Below are 16,304 nucleotides of genomic sequence, written 5' to 3'. Positions count from 1 at the left end.
CGCCGGGTTCCGGCTTCCCGTCGACCAGGTGTGGCCCGACCCGGTGCGCGGCGAGCACCCGGCATGCTGGAAATCTACGTGTCCGACAAGCCGTCAGCGCGATGCGGCAACCGCCGTGGCCGCTGCTGGAGGAGGGCACCACCGACTACTTCGAGCCGTTCCCCTACGGGGCCGACGTGCGGCTCCGCCCCGTCACCTGGTCACTGGCCGAACGGAACAGCCTGTTCGGTGGGGTGCCCGGCTCCGGCAAGTCCCTCGCCGCCCGCAACGTGCTGCTGGGTGCGGTGCTCGATCCGCTGGTCATCCCCGTCATCAGCGAGCTCAAAGGCTCCGGTGACTACGACTGCTTCGAACAGCTGTGCCGCCCGGCATGTACGTGGTGCGGCGCAGACGAACGGTCCATCGCCCGCACGTTGGACATCATCGAATGGCTGTACGGGCTGTGCGAGGAACGCGGCCCCCTGGTCGCCAAGTACGCCCGCGCCGGCATGAACAGCGTGAAGAAGGTCAACCGGGCCATGGCCGAACATGACGAACGGCTCCGCCCGGTGGTGGCGATGTTCGACGAGGTACAGGAGTTCATGTCGTCGAAGCACGGCATCAAGGGGCCGGGTGCGCCGATGCTGCTGGTCCACCATCAAACGGGCCCGCGCCCTCCGGCATTCACGTCATCGTCGCCACCCAACGCTTCGACAAGGACTCCTTGCCGAAAGCGATTTCCAGCCTGATCACCAAACCGGGCCGCCCTCGCGGTCCCGGCGCAGCCGGAAACGGACATGATCCTCGGCACGTCGGCGTACCGCACCGGGCCCGGCCGACGGCGTTCGTGCCCGGTGAGGACTCCGGTTGGATGGTCCGCGCCGGGTTCACCGCCGGCTACGAAACCGTCCGCGCCGCGCTCGTCGACGACGACCAGGCCGCCGCCGTCTGCGCTCGTGCCCTGGCGCTGCGCTCCCGGTGTCCGCCCCGAGCCGGGTCCGGTCCGCGTGCACGCCCGGAACCTGCTCGACGACGTCCGTCGGGTGTGGGACGGCAGTGAGCCGGCCCTGTGGTCGGAGCTGATCGTGCCGCGGCTACCGGCACCTCGACCCCGAGGTGTACGGGGACCTGACCGTCGAGATTTTCGGCGCTCGGATGGCCGCCGCCGGGTGCCCACCGCCGACATCGGACGCCGCATCGACGGCAAGGCCACCACCCGCAAGGGCGTCCGCCTGGCGGCCCTCGACGCCCGGATCAAGGCCGCCGAACTCGAATCGCGCTAGCACCCGGCAGGGGCTAGCGATAGCCCCACCGCTAGCCCGCTGGCCAGCGGAAACGCGGCTAGCCCCACCAACCCACCAACCCCCGAAACCCGCCCCAGGAGGGCACATGCAGGCCACGTTGACCGCTATCGCAATCGGCACCCTCGCCGCCCTCGGCTACGCCGTGTCGTGCGCCGTGTGGCCGTTCGCCCGCTGCTGGGTGTGCGACGGCAAAGCCCACCACACCCCGAAGGGCAACACCCGGATCTCCCGCCCCTGCCGCTGGTGCAAGGCCACCGGCCGGCGGTTGCGGCTCGGCCGCCGCGTCTGGAACCGCATCAGGGTCGCCCACCACAACGGCACCCGCTGACTCACAGACGCAGCGAACGGCCCGCCAGGGACGATCCTGGCGGGCCGTTGTTGTGGCAGGGCTACGGATGCCGCTCCGCGCTCTCGTGATCGGTCCACCGCGACCACTCGGGGCGGAACGTCTCGACGTAGCTGCGGCCTGTCTCGGCGCACCAGCGGCGGCGGGCGTGCAGGTGCCGGCGGAACGCCCGGATGTGCCGCCACGACGGCCACGACTCACCCGCGTGATGCGGCGGCTGCTGCTCCGACTCGTCCGCCCAGTCGGCGTACCGGAACCGCACCAGCGTCGGCGGCGGCCCGTCGCCCAGCGGAACGGGCCGCTCACGCCGCCGCATCGACGCCCCAGCGGGCCCGGTGCGCGTCACGGCGGGCGAACAGCACGTCGAGCACCCGGTAGCCGTTCTGCGCGCACCACGCCCGGGTGTCGGCCGCCGGCACGCCCTGGGCGAGCAGCCACGCCGGCATCACCGGCCGTTCGCCGTCACCGCGGCGCCTCACGCCACACCCCGAATGCCGTACGCGCCCCGGGCGGCACCACGACGCTGTGGACGCCGCAGGTGCGCCGGCTGGTCGCCTTCCTCACCCGCCGGCAGACGCAGCGACGCCGACAGCCGCGACAGAGCGATCCGCATCTGCCGGGCCTCCACGATCGCCGGGTGCACCCGCTGAGTCAGGCCCGGACCGGGAACCATCGTCCCCTCGGCGGCGACGATCGCCGCCAGGTCGTCGAGCAGGTCGACGGTACGGACCATCTCCCGCAGCAACGCCACCTCGTGTTGCTCCAGCTCGTACACGTCGAGCACCGACCGCCACAGCCTCAGCCCTGACTCCCGGGTGCCAGGGGGCGGCAGGGCGATGTCACCCTCAGTGGTTTGGTTACTGTCTGTTACTGCCACGAGCAGACTCCAATCGGACTCTCGTTCGATTCAGACCACAGCCGCACCCGAAAGCCTGGCCCCGGGGGTCCGGAGGCCGACTGGTCTTGCGTGTCGACCCCATCCCCCTCACCGTGCGTCACCAGGGGGATGGTGACGCACGGTGAGGTTCGGCGCTGGTCGGTTCATCGCGCGCGATGGAATTGACCCGCTCACCGACCATCGATCCACTGACCTGCGCAAGCGTTGACGCAGCAGCGGTGACGTTGACGCCGGGCATGGGGTCAGCGGCCGTTCACCGGGCGCGTCCGGTGCGTGCGTCGCGCCGGGCCTTGGCCTGCTGCACCCAGCTCGTGTCGTACCGCGCGGGCGCGGGGACGTCGGGGGCGTCGGCGGTGAGGATCTCGCGCCCGCGGCGGGTGTCCTCGAGGTCCTGCACGGCCGAGAAGTAGCGCAGGGCCTCGGCCTTGGTGCGCCCGGAACGCGGGTCCTGCACGTCCTGGAGGGCGGCGTGGTACCGCTGGGCCTCGGCCCGCGCCTCCTCCTCCTGCCTACGCGCCCGGGTGTCCTCGAGGTCCTGCACGGCCGAGTAGTACGACAGCGCCTCGGCCTTGGTGCGGCCGACCGCGGCACCGCCGGTGCGCCACACCTCGGCCGGGTTCACGACCGCGCCCTGCTGCTCGGCCAGCAGCATCGCCGCGCGGATGGCCTGTTCCTCGGCGGTGCCGGCGACGGCACGGCGCCGCTGGTTGTCGGCGGCGAGTTCTCGCAGGTAGTCGCGGTTGTCGGCGTCGCACCGGGCGCGCAGGGCCGGGGACATGCGGTCGTAGCTGGCACCCCAACCGCCGGGGGTGGTGATGGTGTCCATGTCTTCTCCTTGTGCCGCATCGTGTTCGGCGGGTGGCCCGGTGCGGCTCCGGGCTTCCGCCACCTTCGTGACCGTCACGGCACGAAGTCGTCTGAGAGGGCGCCCGTTCACCGGCGGGGCCCTTTGCCCCGGCCGCGTCCACGTCGACCGCGTGGGCGGGCCCTTCCCGTACCCCTCGGCCGGTCCTGTTCGGCCGTCTGCGTGGCGCTGAGCGGGCCGGGGTCGGCGGTGATCGGCTTGCAGTCGCCGCACACGCCGTACTGGTAGACGAGCGGACCGAGCTGCACCATGCCCGGGTGGATGCCGTCGCCGTGCTCGACGCCGGCGCACACCCTTCCGCAGGCGTCGCAGGTGCGGTCCCGGTCGCTGCCGCGAGGCAGGGCGGTCAGGTAGGTGCAGGCGTGGCAGACGATGAGGCCGGGTTTCCACGCGGCGGCCACCACCGGGCGCGGCCGGTGCGGGTCGGGTTGGTGCCGGCACGTCGACGCCCGGCCGCCGATCCATGCGGTGACGGTGTCGAGCAGCGGCAGGCGCAGCCATCCGGGCACGTCAGCGGCGTCGAGGCCGCAAGCGTTGCTCTCCCCGAACACAGTCCGCGCGGTGTCGGTCATCAGCCGGTGGGCGTCGACGCTGGCCGCGTCGACCTGGTCGACGACGTGTACCGGGGCGTGGGCCCGAAGGTACGCGGCCAACTCGGCGTAGCGGGGGTGCAGCATCAGCGCTTCGAGGGCCAGGGCGGGGTTCACCGGGCCAGCCCTTCGCCGAGGGACTGGCCGGGCTGCCACGCGGTGAGTGCCTCGGCCCACGCCTCCGCACCTACGGCGGCGGGGCCGAGGGCGGCGACAAGGTGAAGCAGCGGGTAGGCGAGGCGGGCCACGTTGGTGGAGGCGAGCACAGCGGCGGCGCCCCGGTGGTCCCCGCGGTGCATGGCGGCGAGGCAGGCGATGACGTCGGCGTTCGCGTCGTCGAAGTCGAGCAGCGCCGGATCGATGTCGGCCGGGGCCTGGTGGGAGGGGGTGAACGGTTCGTTCACCCTGGGGTGGGCGGTGCCGGCCTGGGTGAGCTGCCGGAGGTTCCACGCGGCGTCGTCGTCGGTGGGCCCGTAGGCGAACCGCCGGTCGGGATCGAACGGGAGCGCCTGGGGGCCGTCGGGGGTGTCGATGACGGGGGTGAGGTGGCCCCATCCCTCGCCGGGGTTGCCCCAGCCGACGACGGGCCAGGTGATGAGGGTGCCGCTGTCGGGGTGGTGTAGGCGATGTGCTGGGCGCCGTGGTCGTCGTTGGGCTGGTAGGTGGTCATCGGGTTGCCTCGCAGTTCTGGTAGTGGGCGGCGGCGTCGTACGGCCAGCCGCAGTCGGGGCAGGCGGGCGGTTCCTCGGGCCACAGCGGGACCGACCCCGCCTCGCGCTCGATCGATGCCCGCTGATTTGGCAAGGGTGGCAAGGCAGAGTCTGGTGAACTCTCGCGCGTATAGGAATCTCTGTTCACCGGAACTTGCCTTGCCACCCTTGCCACCGGGTCGCCGTCGCCGCTTTCGTCCAGGTCAGCGGCTCGATCCGTCTCGGTGGCGAACCGAATGCCCAACCACGCCGTGTAGCGGGCTGGTATCGCTGCGCTGTTGAGGTTGAACGTCTCCGTGGGACGGCGTGAGAGCCCTGTCCGGTCCCGCATCTGCCGCTTCTCGACGCGGTGTTTGGCCAACTCGTCGTGCTCTCCGAAGCGGCTGGTGAACATCTTGTCCGCCCATGCGCGGTGGCCCCGGGCGGTCAACCACTCGTTGAAGTCGGCCAGCAGCTCTGTGGAGATGACGTGGCTGTCGCGGTCGGCCACCAGGCGATCGTCGACGTAGGCCAGCACCAGGTCGGATTCGGCCCGCCACGCGCGGGTTGCCTCCACGACCCGCGGCGGCTGCTCCGGCATCACCCGCCCCGCCTGATACCAGCGGTGGGCACCCTCGACCATCCATGCGAGGGCAGCCTCACGGGCCTGCTCGCTGGCCATCAGCCGCTCACGCAACGTCGGGTCGCCGAGCCGGTCGTCGGGCCCGGTGAGGTCCGCCTCGCGCTTGACGAAGCGGTACGGGAACCGGACCAGCGCCAGCCGCCGCCACGTCCCGTGGTCGGTTTCTTCCACCACCGGCCGGTAGTTCGTCGACAGGAACAGGCTGTGCGTGGCCGTGAACGTGACCGAGTCCTGCCGGATGTACCTGGCCTCGATCTCCGGCGTGCCGACGACCTTCTTGAGCCGGCCGACGGACAGCCGCCGCGCCTCGGGCGTCTCCTCGACCAGCGCCAGCCGTGCGCCACGCAGCTCCATCAGTTCGGTCGGGTGCGCCCCCGCGTCGGCCAGCAGCACCCGGTCGGACACGAGCACGTAGTAGCTGCCAAGGACCTTGCTCGCGGTTCCGAGGACGGTGGTCTTGCCGTTCTCCCCGCCGCCCTGGTTGACGACCAGCACGTCGTCGGGCGTCATGTGGCCGGTGATGCCCTGCCCGACGCGCACCTGGTACCAGTCGCGCACGTCGCCAGGGATGGCCTGTAGCGCGGTCGTCCAGTCGGGGTGCACGGCGTTGGGCCGGTAGGCGACGGCGGTCATCTTCGTGAGCAGCAGTGCCGGGTCGTGCGGCATGAGCTGCTTGGTGCGGAGGTTGACCACACCCGAGGGCGTGTTGAGCAGGTCGGGGTGCTGATCGAAGCTGGCCGCGTCCTGGAGGAGAATGCCCTTGGCCAGTGAGGCGATGGCACCGATGCGGCCCCGGCCGAGCAGCCCGGATAGCATCTTGCGCCGCTCGCCGGCGGCTCCGGCCTGCACTTCGCGGCTGAACAGGTCGAGCACGTACTGCCGGACGACCTCGACGACGGCGGCTTCGTTGCTGCGCCTCCACACCTGGCCGTCCCACTCCATCCAGCCGAGGGCGGCGGTCCAGCAGAACCGGTCGCCGAGCACTCCGGTGCTGATGGTTTCGGCCATCCGCGCGTCAGAAAGGTCGTCGGCGGCCCCGCCGGTTGCCGGCCGCTCGGCGCCCGTGGCCGTGTTGCGACCGGGCTTGCCCCACGACCGGGCGACCTCGGCGGCGACCCGGCCGACGTACTTGCTGTGCCGCTCGCACCAGGGCGTGAGGACGGTGACGGCCTGGCCCTGGGTGAGTCCGGCCTCGGCGAGCTCCCGCACGATCCGGTGGAACCGTTCCGACCGGTCCCCGGGGTCCGCGTCGAGCAGCTCGGCGACCCGGCGCGGCAGCGGGCCGGCGAGGGGTTCGGCGGCGACGGCCGACAGCGGCGGCGCGGCCTTCACGGTGAGCGCGTCGGCCAGCCACCCGGGCAGCTCGGCGAACGGCGCGGCCGGGTCCTCGGGGGCGTAGACCGCGCCGGACTGGTGGACGCTGCCGGGCCCGACGACGTAGCCGCCCACCCCGCGTACGTCCACCCCGGCGGGCAGTGCACCGCGGGCGGTGCCGAGCTTGCTGCCTCGGGGGGCCCGGAAGTACAGGTGCCGGCCCCCGCCCGCCCGGCCGGTGGCCACGGTGAAGGTGCGGGGGATCGTGTGGCCGTGCTCGTCGGCGTACCGCTGGAACGCGCCGGGTGTGTCTTCGTCGATGACGAGCAGGTGCGAGGCGCGGCAGTCGATGCCGTAGTTGCGGAGGGTGCCGGCGAAGTGCGCGGCGATGTCGACGACCTTCGCGGTGGACTCGATCGACCACTTCCCCACGGCCGGGTGCTTGCCCCGTTTGGTGCAGGCGTCGGGGTCGTGGTCGGGCGTGCGCACTCCGACGCACTTGGGCAGTTCGGGGTGGTCGACGGGGAAGATGTAGCAACCTCGGTCGACCATGGCCAACGCAGCGTCGAGGGTCGTACCCCCGTCGTAGGTCTCGTCAACCTGTTCGCCGGCCGCCTCGTTCACCGCGAGGCGGCCGTTTTGCGTGATGCTCATGCGGCGGCCGCTCCCTGCTCGCGGGCGGCCGGCGCGGTCCGCTGCCGGGGCGCCGGGCGGTCGGCGACCGGTCGGAGGATGGTGGCGAGCCGGGACCGCTGCCCTTCGCTGAGCGGCGGAGCGGCGTCGACCAGGCGGCGGATGTAGTCGGCGTGCGGGTGGTCAGGCAGCATCGACGGTCACCGCCTCGCCCATCTGCCGGGCCAGGTACTCGTCGGCGGCCTTGACGGGGATGCGCCTCAGCGCGCCGATCTTCACTGACCGGAGTTCGCCGGAGTCCATCAGCTTGTAGATGGTGCTCTTGCCGCACCGGAAGAGGTCGCAAACCTCGTCGATGGTGTAGAGCCGGTTGTCCGTGGTCGCCACTTCCGTACCTCCGAGGGGATGCGCGGCTTGACCGAGTAAGCCGCGCTGATCTTCGGAGGTAGATAAGCACGTCCAGGGGGGTGTGCGCAAGCCGGCTCGCTTACGCGGGTGTGCGTCGGTGCTTGCGCGGTGAAGTCGCGCGGTGCGATGCTGGCCGGCATGCGTTGGGTGGAGTTCGGCTCGCAGGGCTGGGTGCGTGTGAACGGCCTGAGCGACGGTGACGAGAAGTTCGTCGTGATCGCCAAGACGAAGGAGTGGGAGGGCCGCCGGATCATCGTTGACCTGGTCATCAGCTCCGACCCCTGGTCGCCGGGGGTCACTGCCGGGAAGTTGAAGGCGGTCCCGATCGGCTGGATTGAGAGCGCGGTCAACACCCCTGAGGCTCTGGAGTGGCTCGCCCAGCGGGACGACGGGGACCAGAAGGCCGACCCGACGCGGACGGCGCTGCACGAGCGCAAGCGCGAGTACTTCGAGCAGCTCGCGCCGTTCAGCACGGAGGAGATGCCGAAGCTGACCAGGCCGGACGGCACGAACCCGGATGGCTTCTACCGCCTGGTGGCTGCCGCGTACGTGGCTGCGGTGGCCAGCTCGGGCAAGCCCGCTGCGGTGATCGCGGAGCGGAGCGAGGTACCGGTGGCCACCGTGCACCGGTGGATTGCTGAGGCGCGGCGGCGGGGTTTCCTGCCGCCTGCTCGGAAGGGCCGGGCCGGCTGATGCGCGGGCACGGCAGGGCCTAGGATCCTGCATGGGTCTGCTCGCTTTCTGTGGGAGCGGAGCGGATCAAGTCGTCCCCGGCAGGCGTTGCAGTCGCCTCGCCGGGGGCGCGTTCAGTTGTGGGTCAGTGCTTCCATTCGATCTCGACCGTTTCCGGTCGGAACGTTCGTGTACCGCGCCCAGGAGGGTGCAGGCGAACGGTCATGAGCGTGTCGATCACGGCGCGCTGCCGTTCGACATCAAGGGCATCCCAGGCTGCGCGGATGTCGTCGGCGTCGATGAGCGGGCCGAGGATGTCGACTCGTCCGGCGTCGGCCAGCTTCGCCTCTACCGCCGCGATCTTCTCGGCGAGTCGGCCCGCCCGGTCGCGTATCTCAGCGTCGGTGTAGGTGCCGTCTTCGACCAAGCCGAGCAGCGCCTTTCGTCGACCGCGCAGGGCAATTGCTTCGGTGCGGAGCTGCTCAACGTCGGCTCGGTCGCGGTCGATCAGGAGGTCCCGGGCGTCCGGCCGACTGAGACGCTCCAGGGCAACGGCGGTGACGAACTCGTCGACCGGCTCGGCGGCCCGCCCGACGTGTCCGTACGCGGCTCGGCACCGGTACGTCCGGTAGCCCTCTCGGCCCTTCCGGCTCGGCGCCGCGCCGGCGTGCACGGTGGCCGGGGTGTCCTCACCGCAGACGCCGCAGAAGGCGAGGCCGGTGAGCAGGGACCGACCGCCACGCGGCGGGTTGGCACGTGCAGGGTCGGCGATCACCGCGACGGCGGCCCGCCAGGTCGACTCGGGCACGATTGCCTGCCACTCGGCGGCGGCCATCACCTGCTGGCTCTTACCGCGCCCACGGGCGCGCAGACCGGCGTACCGAGGGTTCAGCAGGGTCGGACGGACGGTCTGTGACGTCCAGAGCGACGGGCTCCCGTCGCGCTTGCCCTGGGGCGTGTGGAGGCCGCGGGTGTTCCAGTCGCGGGCGACGCCGCCGAGTGATACCCCGGTGAGCACGGCCGCGTAGGCGTCGCGGAGGGCCGCCGCCTCTGCCTCACGGATCGTGCACCCATCGGCCTCGTATCCGAAAGGCCGGCGGCCACCTACCCATCGTCCCTGCTCCGCGGCTTGCAGCGCGGCCCGCCGCTGCCGGTCGGACTTCACCGCGATCTCGTTGCGCGCCACGCCGGCGAGGATGTCGGCGATGAGTCCGCCGGCCGGGGTCGACAGGTCGAGGTCCGTGCCACGAACGAAAGCGAGGGTGATCTTCGCGCGCTCTCCGGCCTCCAGTAGACGGACCGTATCGCGCCGGTTCCGGCTCAGCCGGGTCATGTCCCACGCGATGACGGCCCCGACTTCTTGCGCCTCGATGGCGGCTAGGACAGCTTCGAACTGGGGCCGCTGCCGCTTGCCCGATGCACTGGTGTCGTTCTCCGGCAGCTCACGGATCACCTCCCATCCGCGCAGCTTGGCGAGTTGGCGGGCGTCCGCGAGTTGGCGGGCGATGCCAAGCTCTTCGCCGGACCGATCCTGCGACTGTCGAACGTAGATCAGGGCCTTCACATCGGCGAGTATTGCATACTTGCCAGCCGGATGATCCGGTCGAAGCCCCGGGCGGAGAGCGATCCGCTGTCCAGGCGTCGGCGCAGCTCGACGGTGTCCCGGGCGGGCAGTCGGAACGGCGGGCGGCGCAGCACCGGGCCGGGCAGCTCCGCGTTGAGGCGGTGACCGACGGCCGCCCACCGTTCGGCGGCCGCCGAACGGGCCGCCGCCACCCGGACCGCCACCACCGCCGACGGCTCGCCCACCTCACCGGTCTCCATCAGTTGGGCGGCGCGCAACGGCGGTACCGTCACCTGGACGTCGATCCGGTCCCGCAGCGGGCCGGACAGCCGGCCGAGGTAGCGACGGCGGGCCAGCGGGCTGCACTCGCAGGCGGTGTCCCCCACCGGCCTGGCGCACGGGCAGGGATTGGCGGCCAGCACCAACTGGATCCGTGCCGGATACTCGGTGGCCCCCCGGGCGCGGGCGAGATGGACGTGCCCGTCCTCCAGGGGTTGCCGCAGGGCCTCCAACGCGCCCCGGCTGAACTCCGGGGCCTCGTCGAGGAAGAGAACCCCACGGTGGGCCAGCGAGACCGCCCCGGGGCGGGCCAGCCCCGGGCCGCCACCGACCAGCGCCGGCACGGTCGCCGTGTGGTGCGGGGCCTGGAACGGCGGCCGGCGCAGCAACCCGCCGGCGGGTGGCAGCAGACCGGCGATCGAGTGCAACGCGGTGACCTCCAGGGCAGCCTCGTCGTCCAGCGCCGGCAGGATCGACGGGAGTCGCTCGGCGAGCATGGTCTTCCCGGTACCGGGTGGCCCGAGCAGCGCCAGGTGGTGACCACCGGCGGCGGTCACCTCCAGCGCGCGGCGGGCGTACTCCTGCCCGGCCACGTCGGCGAGGTCCGGGCCGGGCGCGATGGTGGTCGCCGCGACGGGTGGCGGATCGGCCAGCGGCGTGCCCTCCCGGACGAAGGCGACCAACTGGTGCAGGGTGCCGGCCGCGCGGACCTGCACCCCGGGGATCACCGCGGCCTCGGTGGCGTTCCGCACCGGAACGATCGCCCGGGTCACGCCGGCGCGGGCCGCCGCGGCGACCATCGGCAGGACGCCCCGGACCGGCCGCACCGCCCCGTCGAGTCCCAGCTCGCCGAGGAGCACCACCCCCTCCAGGGGCAGCAGCGGCAGCTGACCGGCGCTGCCGAGCAGGGCCGCCGCGATGGCCAGGTCGAAGGCGGAACCGTACTTCGGCAGCGTCGCGGGGAGCAGGTTGAGGGTGATCCGGCGGTTGGGCCAGGTCTCGCCGGAGTTGACGATCGCCGCCCGGACCCGGTCGCGGGCCTCGTGCAGGGCGGTGTCCGGCAGTCCGCTGATCGTGAGGGCGGGTAGTCCCGGCGCCAGGTCGGCTTCCACCTCCACCAGGTGCCCGGTCATCCCGACCAGGCCGACGCCGAGCACCCTGGCGTAGCTCATCGGTGGCCGCCCATCTCAGAACGCGCCCTTGAGATGCTCGACGCGGGCGGCCCCGGCGGCGGACAGGTGCACCGAGAGCACGTCGAAGCGCAGGTCGTCCGCGCGCGTCCCGGTCTCGGCCAGCCACCGCACCGCGAGCCCGCGCAACCGACGGGCCTTCGCCGGGACGACGGCCTCGGCGGGGCTGCCGAAGCTGCCGTCGCGGCGGGTCTTGACCTCGCAGAAGGCGAGGATGTCGCCGTCCCAGGCGATGATGTCGATCTCGCCGTCCGGGCAGCGCCAGTTGCGGGCGACCGGGCGCAGCCCCGCCCCGATCAGGTGTCGGACGGCGCACCGCTCGCCGTACGCGCCGACCGCCTGGCTTCGTCTCGTCATGCCGGCACGGTGCCCCGGACCGACCTGCGCCCGCAGCCCGGACGGCCCCGCCTGTGGACGACGGGGGCGGCTGTGGACAGCCGGACGATCATGCCCCTGCTGTGCTATGACGGCCCGCGCCGGACCCGGTGCGCAGCCCGTCGATCTGCACTCCGGGTGACGGCCGTGGTCGGTAAAGGTGATCTCGGAGCGGCGAATGGCGCGCGATGGCTCCTGTCACATACCGTGCCGGTCGTGGACGGACGACGGAGCTTTCCCGAAGATCAGGAGTCACGCTGGTACTCCGGTGACCGTGGCTACGGCGAGTCCGAGTGGCACACCGGTGGCGATGATCGCTACCGGGGTGACGACCTCCGGACGCCTGAGCAGCGCGGTGACACCGGTGAGCGACGGTACGGCGACCTGACCGACCCGCCGGCCAGCCGGTATGCCGAGTCGGGCCGGTACCACGCGGACGACCCACTGGGGGTGGAGCGTCCGGATGCGGAGAGTTACCGGGCGCCTCGGTCCCGGCGCGCCGAGCCCACCGCCAGCGGAGTCACCGCGAGTGACCTGCGGGGCGAACGCCCGTCCCGCCGCTCCCGCGAGGCGCGATCCGCCGGGGAGGAGTTGGCCTTCCGCGACGACGTCGACTCCTTCCGTGACGGCGTGGAGGTGCCGGAGCGGGAACGGGTTCCGGACCCCATGCGGCAGTCCCCGCTCGCGGGGTACCCGGTCATCGAACCGTCCCGCCCCGGGGAGGTGGGCCGGGGGGTCGAGCCGGGCCGGACGGTCGACGCCGACCTGGGCACGGACCCGGGCCGGACCGCCGAAGCCGACCACGGTCGTGGGGTCGTCCTCGACCGTCGGGGTGGCGACCTCGACCGGGGTGCCGACCTCGACCGTGGCGTGGACGCCGGCCGGAGCTTCGACGGGGGCCGGGGTGTCGAAGGGGGCCGGGGTGTCGACATCCCCCGGGCCGCCGACCTCGAGCGTGGTGCCGAGGTCGGGCCGCCCGTCGAACCGCCCCACCCGCTGGAGATGCCGACCGGTCCGATGCCGCCGGTCACCCCGCGTCCGGACCTGCCGCCGCCGGGGGTGGATCCGCTGGGCTACCCCGCCGTGGGAGCGCTCGGCCGTCCCGGCCCCGTCGCCGGCGACGGCGTCTACCGGACCCGGCGTCCGGCACTCGCGGTCCCCATCGCCCTGCTGGTGCTGCTCTTCGAGGTTCCCGCCCTGCGGGTGCTGCTGCACGGGCTGACCGCCGATCCGGCACCGGTGTCCCACGTCGTCGTCGGGATCCTCCTGGTCGGCGGTCTGCCGATCTTCGGTGCCGGCCTCTACGGGCTGCGTACCGGCGGCCTGGCGCTGGCCGACGGCAGCCGCGGCTGGCTACGCCCGCCCACCGCGTACCTGACCGTCGGGTTGGTGCTCTTCGTCGCGGCCGCCCTCGCCGCCGGCTGAGCACCGACCCCGACCCCCCGAGGGCCACCCACCCGGCGTCGACGTCCGGGTGTGGGCGCCGTCCGTGTCGACCTCCGGGGGCGGGCGGGGCCGTGACCACGGGCCCGTCCGTCTGCTACACCCCGGGGGTAAGGGGTCGGGTGGGGGCGTACACTTGTCGACTGGCGACCGCCTCGCGCGGTCGACTTCGCGCGTCCTCTCCACGGTCGTCCCGTGGGGCGACGGTCCCCTGGTCCCGATGCCGATCGGGCCCACCATGACCGGCGACCAGACGCCAGGACGCCCGGCCGCCGGCCGGGCGTGACAACCAGGGACCTTCTGAGGAGTACCCCACCATGGCCGTCGTGACCATGCGTCAGCTGCTGGAAAGCGGTGTCCACTTCGGGCACCAGACCCGGCGCTGGAACCCGAAGATGAAGCGCTTCATCATGACCGAGCGCAACGGCATCTACATCATCGACCTGCGCCAGACCCTCGACTACATCGAGAAGGCGTACGACTTCGTGCGCAACACGGTCGCCGAGGGCGGCAGCGTGCTCTTCGTCGGCACCAAGAAGCAGGCCCAGGAGGCCATCGCCGAGCAGGCGACCCGGGTCGGCCAGCCGTACGTCAACCACCGCTGGCTCGGTGGCATGCTGACCAACTTCCAGACGGTGTACAAGCGGCTCCAGCGGATGAAGGAGCTCGAGGCGCTCGGTGACCTGAGCGGCACCGCCGCCGGTTACACCAAGAAGGAGACGCTCCAGCTCTCCCGCGAGAAGATCAAGCTGACCCGCACCCTCGGTGGCCTGCGGGACATGCAGAAGCTCCCGGCCGCGATCTGGGTGGTCGACACCAAGAAGGAGCACATCGCGGTCGACGAGGCGCGCAAGCTGAACATCCCGGTCATCGCGGTACTCGACACCAACTGCGACCCGGACGAGGTCGACTTCCCGATCCCGGGCAACGACGACGCGATCCGCTCGGCCGAGCTGCTGACCAAGGTCGTGGCCGCCGCCGTCGCCGACGGTCTGATCGCCCGCTCCGGCCGTCGCCGGGGCGCGGACGAGAAGCCCGAGGCGGGTGCCGTCGGTGCGGACGAGCCGCTGCCCGAGTGGGAGCGCGAGCTGCTCGAGGAGCCGAAGAAGGCCGACGAGGAGCAGCAGCAGCCGGCGGCCGTCGCCGCGGAGTGATCGCGCCGCCGCTCCCCGCCCGTCGGCACCGGCCGGCGGGGAGCGGCGGAACCGCCGGTCGCGCCCGACCCGCCGGTCGCGCCCGACCCCGCGCCGCGCCCGACCCGCCGGTCGCGCCCGACCCCGCGCCGCGCCGGCCCGCCTGCGGACGACCGGTAACCCAGACCATCCCACCGAGCCTCAACACCGAAGAGAGAGCCATGTCCAACTTCACCGCCGCGGACGTCAAGAAGCTCCGCGACCTCACCGGCGCCGGCATGATGGACTCCAAGAAGGCGCTGACCGAGGCCGAGGGCGACTTCGACAAGGCCATCGAGATCCTGCGTGTCAAGGGCGCCAAGGACGTCGGCAAGCGGGCCGGTCGGACCGCCGCCAACGGCCTGGTGGCGCACTCCGGCAAGGCGCTGCTGGAACTCAACTGCGAGACCGACTTCGTCGCCAAGAACGACGCCTTCGTCGCCCTGGCCCAGCAGCTCGTCGAGCACGGCGAGCGCAGCGGTGCCACCACCGCCGAGGAACTGCTGGCCAGCACCCTCGACGGCAAGACCGTCGCCGACCTGGTCCAGGAGCAGTCCGCCAAGATCGGCGAGAAGCTGGTGCTGAACCGCTTCGCCAAGCTGGACGGCGCCACCGCCGTCTACCTGCACCGCAAGAGCCAGGACCTGCCGCCGGCCGTCGGTGTCCTCGTCGAGTACACCGGCAGGACCGACGAGGCCGCCGACTCGGACGCCCGCGCCGTGGCCATGCAGATCGCCGCGATGCGGCCGAAGTACCTCACCCGGGACGAGGTGCCCGCCGAGGTCGTCGAGTCGGAGCGGCGCATCGCGGAGCAGACCGCCCGCGAGGAGAACAAGCCCGAGGCCGCGCTGCCGAAGATCGTCGAGGGCCGGGTGAACGCCTTCTTCAAGGACTACGTCCTGGTCGAGCAGGCGTCGGTCGCCGACAACAAGAAGACGGTCAAGCAGGTGCTGGCCGACGCCGGCATCGAGGTGACCCGCTTCCTGCGGTTCGAGGTCGGCCAGGCCTGAGCCGACCACCGGGCGCGGGGCGCCCGGTGGGCAGGAACGTCGAGGAGGAGGTCGCGGGTGTACGTCACAGGCACCGCGGCCTCCTCGTCACATAGGGTCGACATCGGGCAGAGTCGCAGGACGGCGGCGCGCGGAACGTGCGCGAGGGGAAGGGCGGTCGGATGACGCAGGTTGTGAGTGATCGGACCCGGGCGGAGGACGATCCGACGGCACCGCCACCCGGCCGGGCCCGGCGGGTCGTGCTGAAGCTCTCCGGCGAGGTCTTCGGTGGCGGCGCGATCGGCGTCGACCCGGACGTCGTACAGGCCATCGCCCGGCAAATCGCCACCGTGGTCCGTCGCGGCGTGCAGGTCTCCGTGGTGATCGGTGGCGGTAACTTCTTCCGCGGCGCGGAGTTGCAGAAGCGTGGCATGGACCGCGCCCGCGCCGACTACATGGGCATGCTGGGCACCGTGATGAACTGCCTGGCGCTACAGGACTTCCTGGAGAAGGAGGGCATCGAGACGCGGGTGCAGTCCGCGATCACGATGGCCCAGGTCGCCGAGCCCTACATTCCGCTGCGCGCGATTCGGCACCTGGAGAAGGGCCGCGTGGTCATCTTCGGCGCCGGTGCCGGCATGCCGTACTTCTCCACCGACACGGTTGCCGCCCAGCGGGCGCTGGAGATCCGCGCCGACGTGGTGCTGATGAGCAAGAACGGTGTGGACGGCGTCTACACCGCCGACCCGAACCTCGACCCCACCGCCAGCAAGATCGACTCGATCACCTTCTCCGAGGCGCTGCGCCGCAACCTCCGCGTGGCCGACGCCGCCGCGTTCAGCCTCTGCATGGAGAACGGTCTGCCGATGCTGGTCTTCGGCGCCCAGGGTGAGGACACCATCATCCGTGCGGTGGCCGGCGAACGGATCGGCACGCTGATCACCGCCTGAC

General features: G+C 72.1%; 18 protein-coding genes and 1 pseudogene. 7 read left to right on the top strand and 12 right to left on the bottom strand.

Annotated elements, in window-relative coordinates; all coding sequences use genetic code 11:
* Positions 1–101 precede the first annotated feature (101 nt).
* Together GA0074694_RS30375 and GA0074694_RS30365 are read left to right on the top strand one after the other, a co-directional pair.
* Entirely contained in the window at positions 102–728 is a 627-nt protein-coding gene (locus tag GA0074694_RS30375; protein ID WP_091463277.1) for an ATP-binding protein, read from the top strand.
* A gap of 640 nt (positions 729–1,368) precedes the next feature.
* Positions 1,369–1,611 carry a hypothetical protein gene (locus GA0074694_RS30365; RefSeq protein WP_091458390.1) on the top strand — a complete coding sequence of 81 codons (243 nt, stop codon included), beginning with the start codon at positions 1,369–1,371 and terminating at the stop codon, positions 1,609–1,611.
* Positions 1,612–1,672: 61 nt separating this feature from the next.
* On the opposite strand, the gene GA0074694_RS30360 is transcribed toward GA0074694_RS30365, so the two are convergent.
* The 9 genes from GA0074694_RS30360 to GA0074694_RS32080 all read right to left on the bottom strand — a co-directional run bounded on the left by GA0074694_RS30360 (position 1,673) and on the right by GA0074694_RS32080 (position 7,648).
* On the bottom strand, positions 1,673–1,945 hold the full coding sequence (locus GA0074694_RS30360; RefSeq protein WP_091458392.1) for a hypothetical protein: 273 nt from the start codon (positions 1,943–1,945) through the stop codon (positions 1,673–1,675).
* On the bottom strand, positions 1,932–2,108 hold the full coding sequence (locus GA0074694_RS32090) for a hypothetical protein (RefSeq protein ID WP_176737908.1): 177 nt from the start codon (positions 2,106–2,108) through the stop codon (positions 1,932–1,934). The genes GA0074694_RS30360 and GA0074694_RS32090 overlap by 14 nt, the downstream gene beginning before the upstream one ends.
* A complete protein-coding gene (locus GA0074694_RS30355; protein WP_218105690.1) occupies positions 2,105–2,506 on the bottom strand; it encodes a hypothetical protein in 402 nt (133 codons plus the stop codon). The genes GA0074694_RS32090 and GA0074694_RS30355 overlap by 4 nt, the downstream gene beginning before the upstream one ends.
* 274 nt (positions 2,507–2,780) lie before the next feature.
* A complete protein-coding gene (locus tag GA0074694_RS30350; protein ID WP_091458395.1) occupies positions 2,781–3,353 on the bottom strand; it encodes a hypothetical protein in 573 nt (190 codons plus the stop codon).
* Between the two features lie 107 nt (positions 3,354–3,460).
* The gene (locus GA0074694_RS30345; RefSeq protein WP_091460910.1) at positions 3,461–4,099 is read right to left on the bottom strand and encodes a hypothetical protein; all 639 of its coding nucleotides are present in this window, start codon (positions 4,097–4,099) and stop codon (positions 3,461–3,463) included.
* On the bottom strand, positions 4,096–4,386 hold the full coding sequence (locus GA0074694_RS30340; RefSeq protein ID WP_091463275.1) for a hypothetical protein: 291 nt from the start codon (positions 4,384–4,386) through the stop codon (positions 4,096–4,098). The genes GA0074694_RS30345 and GA0074694_RS30340 overlap by 4 nt, the downstream gene beginning before the upstream one ends.
* A 262-nt stretch (positions 4,387–4,648) precedes the next feature.
* On the bottom strand, positions 4,649–7,282 hold the full coding sequence (locus GA0074694_RS30330; protein ID WP_091460905.1) for a phage/plasmid primase, P4 family: 2,634 nt from the start codon (positions 7,280–7,282) through the stop codon (positions 4,649–4,651).
* Positions 7,279–7,455 carry a hypothetical protein gene (locus GA0074694_RS32085; RefSeq protein WP_176737955.1) on the bottom strand — a complete coding sequence of 59 codons (177 nt, stop codon included), beginning with the start codon at positions 7,453–7,455 and terminating at the stop codon, positions 7,279–7,281. The genes GA0074694_RS30330 and GA0074694_RS32085 overlap by 4 nt, the downstream gene beginning before the upstream one ends.
* On the bottom strand, positions 7,445–7,648 hold the full coding sequence (locus tag GA0074694_RS32080) for a helix-turn-helix domain-containing protein (protein WP_176738043.1): 204 nt from the start codon (positions 7,646–7,648) through the stop codon (positions 7,445–7,447). The genes GA0074694_RS32085 and GA0074694_RS32080 overlap by 11 nt, the downstream gene beginning before the upstream one ends.
* Before the next feature lie 129 nt (positions 7,649–7,777).
* Here GA0074694_RS32080 and GA0074694_RS32075 point away from each other — a divergent pair, with 129 nt between their 5' ends.
* The gene (locus GA0074694_RS32075) at positions 7,778–8,362 is read left to right on the top strand and encodes a hypothetical protein (protein WP_176738042.1); all 585 of its coding nucleotides are present in this window, start codon (positions 7,778–7,780) and stop codon (positions 8,360–8,362) included.
* A 124-nt stretch (positions 8,363–8,486) separates the two neighbouring features.
* Here GA0074694_RS32075 and GA0074694_RS30320 read toward each other — a convergent pair whose 3' ends face one another.
* The 3 genes and pseudogenes from GA0074694_RS30320 to GA0074694_RS30310 form a co-directional block, all read right to left on the bottom strand.
* Complete coding sequence (locus GA0074694_RS30320) at positions 8,487–9,905, bottom strand: recombinase family protein (protein ID WP_176738041.1); 1,419 nt, start codon at positions 9,903–9,905, stop codon at positions 8,487–8,489.
* A gap of 20 nt (positions 9,906–9,925) precedes the next feature.
* A pseudogene (locus tag GA0074694_RS30315) lies at positions 9,926–11,356 on the bottom strand (YifB family Mg chelatase-like AAA ATPase); the annotation flags it as partial.
* Between the two features lie 15 nt (positions 11,357–11,371).
* Positions 11,372–11,731 (bottom strand): YraN family protein, encoded by a 360-nt coding sequence (locus GA0074694_RS30310; RefSeq protein WP_091463271.1) that lies wholly within the window; start codon positions 11,729–11,731, stop codon positions 11,372–11,374.
* A 234-nt stretch (positions 11,732–11,965) separates the two neighbouring features.
* Between GA0074694_RS30310 and GA0074694_RS34050 the strand changes: the two genes are divergently transcribed.
* The 4 genes from GA0074694_RS34050 to pyrH all read left to right on the top strand — a co-directional run bounded on the left by GA0074694_RS34050 (position 11,966) and on the right by pyrH (position 16,303).
* On the top strand, positions 11,966–13,174 hold the full coding sequence (locus tag GA0074694_RS34050) for a hypothetical protein (RefSeq protein ID WP_425413656.1): 1,209 nt from the start codon (positions 11,966–11,968) through the stop codon (positions 13,172–13,174).
* A 335-nt stretch (positions 13,175–13,509) separates the two neighbouring features.
* Positions 13,510–14,346: a 30S ribosomal protein S2 gene (gene rpsB / locus GA0074694_RS30300; RefSeq protein WP_091463269.1), complete on the top strand. Its 837-nt coding sequence runs from the start codon at positions 13,510–13,512 to the stop codon at positions 14,344–14,346.
* A 200-nt stretch (positions 14,347–14,546) separates the two neighbouring features.
* The gene (gene tsf / locus GA0074694_RS30295; protein WP_091463268.1) at positions 14,547–15,374 is read left to right on the top strand and encodes a translation elongation factor Ts; all 828 of its coding nucleotides are present in this window, start codon (positions 14,547–14,549) and stop codon (positions 15,372–15,374) included.
* Positions 15,375–15,535: 161 nt separating this feature from the next.
* Positions 15,536–16,303: a UMP kinase gene (pyrH, locus tag GA0074694_RS30290; RefSeq protein WP_091463267.1), complete on the top strand. Its 768-nt coding sequence runs from the start codon at positions 15,536–15,538 to the stop codon at positions 16,301–16,303.
* Position 16,304 lies beyond the last annotated feature (1 nt).

The organism is Micromonospora inyonensis (assembly GCF_900091415.1).
Lineage (GTDB): Bacteria > Actinomycetota > Actinomycetes > Mycobacteriales > Micromonosporaceae > Micromonospora > Micromonospora inyonensis.
The sequence above is the reverse complement of the archived record's forward strand: the minus strand, read 5'-3'. Positions and strand labels throughout refer to the sequence as shown.